Source organism: Thomasclavelia sp. (assembly GCF_047249845.1).
Classification (GTDB): domain Bacteria; phylum Bacillota_I; class Bacilli_A; order Erysipelotrichales; family Coprobacillaceae; genus Thomasclavelia.
This window is the reverse complement of the sequence record NZ_JBKTWO010000087.1, coordinates 1-5,233: the sequence shown is the minus strand read 5'-3', so window position 1 is coordinate 5,233 and position 5,233 is coordinate 1. Positions and strand designations below refer to the sequence as shown.

Sequence of the window (5,233 nt, the reverse complement as noted above, 5' to 3'; positions counted from 1 at the left end):
ACTGTTCTTGAGTTACTGCACTAGCCATTTCAATTGCAATTGATAATGCTGTTTTATTTGTATCTGGTGTTTCCACTACAACCAAAGCATCTTTAGCATTTTCTAATACTTTTAACACATTATTAATTTCTTCTTGAGTTGCATCTGCTCTGTCTAATACTGCTTTAGCATCAGTCATTGCATTTACGAATAGTACCCAAGATTCAGCTGTATAATCCGCTTCTTTAAGAGTTGTACATTCATCATATAATGCTTGTAACTCTGCTTTAATATCTAAAACGTTTACCTTAATACGATCAACTTCAACACCTGATGCTGTTAATACTATTTCAGATCCATCTCTAATGATATCAGTACCACTAATCTCTGCATTGCCATTATAAATATGAATTTCTCCAACTTCAGCTTTAATATTTTCTAATAAATCATTACCAGTAGTATTTGGTTTTAAATTAATTTCTTTATTAACTATTTGTAATCCTGAATCCTCATTTACTAATATACCTTTACTTGAGAATATTTTTACCTCTGCGATTGCTGGATAAAGTGGGCTAGCCACAGATGTTATTACTACTCTTACTTTACTAACATCAATTACTTGATCAAATACAATATCAAATGATTGCATTTCTTTAGTTGTAGAACCAGTATACACTTTATGCCATTCACCATTTTGTTCTACTTCAACATAGAATGACATAAACTTATCTCTGCTTGCTGCTGGTTCTTTTTCAAAATCTACTTGTATCTTATAAACAGGATAATTTTTTAATAGATTTAATGTAACACTTGATGGTGTACTAGCGTTTCCGGCAACCCACAAAGTATTAGGATTATTATCATTAATATTTTCTAATTCATGTGATGCCCCATTAGATGAAGATAATGAAGCATTTACAGCAATATTATCATCAGTAACTTCTTTTTTTACACCAATAAAATATTCTGAAATTACTAATTGTGATAATGATTTTAATTCATTTTTAGCATCACTTATGTTTCTTGTATATTCTTTGCCATTAAAAATGAACTGCCAAGTATCATTAAAATATGTATCATAACTAATTTCATGATATTCTTCATTATTTTTTAAAGAATTTAACTTATTTTGTATATATTTTTCCCATCTTGGTTTTATATAATCTTCAAGTAATCCTGAGTATTGGCGATATGCATAATCTCCTAAAGATTTAGCACTTTGTCTTCCACCCCAAGTAGTAATTAGTGCTTTGGCGTTAAATTCAAATGCATCTTTAGAAAAATCATCATAGTTTGTAGCACGATCATTTGCTAAACCAATCCAATTACCTAATAGGTCATCTTTTTGAGTAGCAGCAATTTTATCCATTATTGAAATTGAATCTAAGAATTTTTGTGATTCAGTTTCAAATAATGAAATATCTTTATTTTGGAAGGCACTTTCAAAATTTCGATAATATGTATACTGAGAATTTTGTAAAACTTGTTTTAATAATGCAGATACATCATATAAATATGTTTCTTGATCAGATAATAGATCGTAATCTTCAATAATTAATTCCACCGCAGTTTCAAAAGTCTTAACATCATATGGAATTGAATAACTTCCTAAAATCGGATTTTTACCAGGGCGTTGATTAATAATAGAGTTGGCACCACCCCAATGATCACCACTACCACTATATGCAGTTTCTAATAATAATAACCAACCTTGATATGCTGCTTCACTATGATTACCATAACGTTGAACTAAATAATCTTTTAACCAAGTATTTAATTCAATTGGTTTTTGATCATCTTGCCATACAGTATCAAAGAACAGTTCATAATTAATAGGATTTAATTTAGTTCCCTCTGGTGTAATACCAATTCCTTTCATTTTGCTACTAGAATGATATGCTTCACTTATACCATTTGCAACTTCTTGCAAATCACCATGAACACCTGGTCTGTCTCCAAAGTTATCCAACATACAGTAAACCCATGGTGTACCATAAAATTCATCACCCCATCTAGAATTATTATAATGAGGCTGACTAGTAGATGTTAAATCAAGAATCAATGCATGTTCATCTCTATATCCACCTAAACCATCTAATAATTGTTTTGTTGGATTACCTTCCCATGATTGAATAACCCATACTGCTTTATCATCTGCTTCCATCATTTTTCTTAAGACTGTTTCAGATATTTCTGATTCACTCATATCTGATGGTCTAATTCCCCCTTCGTGGAATGGATCTACAGCATAGAAATCTGAAACATCACCTAAAATATCTTTTTGTGATTCATAAAACATTTCAGCAGCACTGTTAAATGCTTCAGTATTTGTCTTAAGCATTGCTGGTCTTTCAAATTGACCACCCCAGCTTCCTTGAGGCATCATTGCATCGATATATTTTTTATATTCACCTTGTGAAGCACCTTTTTTAGTTATAACATCATCATAATCACTTGGAATCATTCCTGCATATCCCTGCATTACTGGATCCATTCCTAAAACTCTCATTTTTCTTTGATTTTTTCTAGCTAATTCTAAACGATCTAAAATATATTGATCATTCATAGGACCACCATAGTTTTCCATATTGCTCATAAATTGCCATGCAATATAGCTTGGCCCTACTAACCAAGATTCAGCTTCTCCAGTTGAATAACCCAATTTCTGTAAGAAATCAACCCAAACTGCTTCTTGTCCAGTTATATCCAATACTAAATTTACACCATTTAATGCTAACCAGTCTAATTCTCTTTGCCATTCTTCTTCACCATAGAAAGGTTTTGTATAAGATAATGTACAATAATTATATGCATATCTAACCTCAAATGGAGTTTCTTTATGAATTACCTCATTTAAAATTACTGGTTTTTCTGGCATTGTACTTATTTGTGAAGTTTGTTGAGTTATTTGAACTTTACAATAATTTTTTAAATAATAATATAAACCTGAAGTTAATGAAACTCCCTCATTACCCTTAATCAATATTTTATTATTGCTTGAAGAAAGTTCATAAAAATCTTTATCACTATCAATTAATTGGAAATCAAACCAACTCTTATATTTATCACCTAATACTCTTCCAATTAAGTTATATACTTCTTGAATTGTTTCATCCCTTGTTATAGGTTTTGAATACTCACTATCACTATATTTTGGAATAGACAAATTTTCTCGATTTTCTACTGGAACAGTTGTATTCTCTTTACCATGAACACGAATTTCACTCAATAAAGATAATGCACCATCTGAAACAAATTCAAGATTTACTCTTATATATCTTGCTACATGTCCTGATAGATCATACGTGTCACCCACTTGTTTACTCATTTCATCAGAATGTTTTTGAGCCACACGTTCAAAATCAACACCATTTAAAGAAGTATAAACAGAATAATAATAATATTTATTTTCTGGAAAATGTAAAGTAATTTCATCAAGGTCATAATTTGTTTCTAAATCCACATCTATATTTGCAGGAAATGTAGGAGCACTCCAATTTGTTTCATTATCTCCATCTACCGCCCAATTAGAAACGCTTACACCAGAATTAGCTGATGTACTTTTTCCAAATGCAATATTATCAGGATCACTTGGATCTACTGGTAATGATGGAGTGTAGTTTTCAACCAAATTTCCCATTACTTCAAATTCATTCATGTGTACAGAAGTATTAGCTGAATTCTTCACCATATTAACTTTCACATAACGTGCTGTTTTTGGTGTATCAAGAGTAAAAATAGTTCCTGCAGATGTTTCTCTTTGCCCATCGTTTTTAGACGCTACTTTTTCATAATTAAAGCCATTATCACTAACATAAATATCATATTCATAATGTCTATTATCTGCAAAATATGGATAAGCATGGAAACTAGTTATCTCATAATAATTTTGTAAATCAATCACAAATGCTTGTGGTCCCTGACCACCATCCCAATAATTATTGATATTACCATCAGTGATTGCAGCTGTATTCCCCATAGCTGCCAATACTGGTTTATTTAAGGCAATATTACTATCAGTCTGAGTAGATGTATCAGCAAAAGCTTCTAATTCAACAATATGTGCAAGACTTGGATCTGCATTATTTCCTCCTAAACAAACCACTTTTATATATCTTATATTGTTATTGCTAGATAATTCATATACATCTCCATCTTTAGTTGAAGGATTTTCATTATCCTTTTTAGCAATTAAATCCCAAGAAGACTTATCAGTACTTCCGTATATTTCATATTTATACCAACGATCATAATTTTGTAAATAAACTTTGCCCCAATAGTTTACCAATCTGATCTTTTCTATTTGATATTCTTTTTGTAAATCTAAAATTACATAAGGATTTTCAGCTGAAATACCTGAGTCCCAATATGATCCTAATGAAACATCTCCATCATTTATTTTTGAACCTGGTCGTAAATGTCCATTATCATCAGTTACACTCGATACTTCAACAGTCCCCTTTAATGCTACATTTTCTAAATTTTTACTATTATCAGCAAAAACTGACGCTAGATTAGTAAAAATTGATGTTACTGTAAGTAAACCACTAATAAAAATTATAATAATTTTTTTCATTGTCCCTTTATTAATCTATACAGATTATTTCTCCTTTCTAAATCTTTGTTGTCCTAAAAATCTAAACCTTATCTTAGTTACCTAATAGTATTTGTGTCCCATCCCCCCTTTAGCACTTTTCCTACATCTATATCATATCACCTTTTAAATAGTAAAATCCTACAATGATTAGTAAAATTCTACACTCGATTTTATATATTTTCTGCACTAAATATTTGAATCAATCACTCTATTACCAACAATTTTGTATTTACTATTTTAAAATTAAACTCTCCATCACTTATTGGTGAAGGAGAGTTCTTTTGAGTTAAATACATTTAGTTATTATTTAACCTATCATAGTATGATTTTTATACTAGATATTTTATTACCTTTTAAAAATTCATTTCCCCATATTCAGCATTTATACCAATTCTATTTTTAAAAATATAGATTCATTAATATAAACTTTTAACCCCAAATAAATTTTGTTACATAAATAAACTTATTAAATTTTGTTATTTTTTCTTTTTTTATTTCCATAAATTACTAATGAAGCAATTGCTAGTCCTGCTAGTGGATACATCATATTTGTTGTATCTCCTGTCTTTGTTGCATTTACTGTACTATCTCCTGGTTTTACAGTACTTTCAGGGTTAGTTGAATTAGTTTCTAATCCGGCCATTGCTTTTGTTAATC

The 5,233-nt window shown here is 30.0% G+C and carries 2 protein-coding genes; both read right to left on the bottom strand.

The window, feature by feature from the left end; translation table 11 throughout:
• Positions 1-4,555, bottom strand: a 4,555-nt coding sequence (locus tag ACLR9T_RS13215; RefSeq protein WP_413109974.1) for an alpha-N-acetylglucosaminidase TIM-barrel domain-containing protein, incomplete at its 3' end; no start/stop codon positions are given.
• A 487-nt stretch (positions 4,556-5,042) separates the two neighbouring features.
• Positions 5,043-5,233, bottom strand: a 191-nt coding sequence (locus tag ACLR9T_RS13210; RefSeq protein ID WP_413109973.1) for an LPXTG cell wall anchor domain-containing protein, incomplete at its 5' end; no start/stop codon positions are given.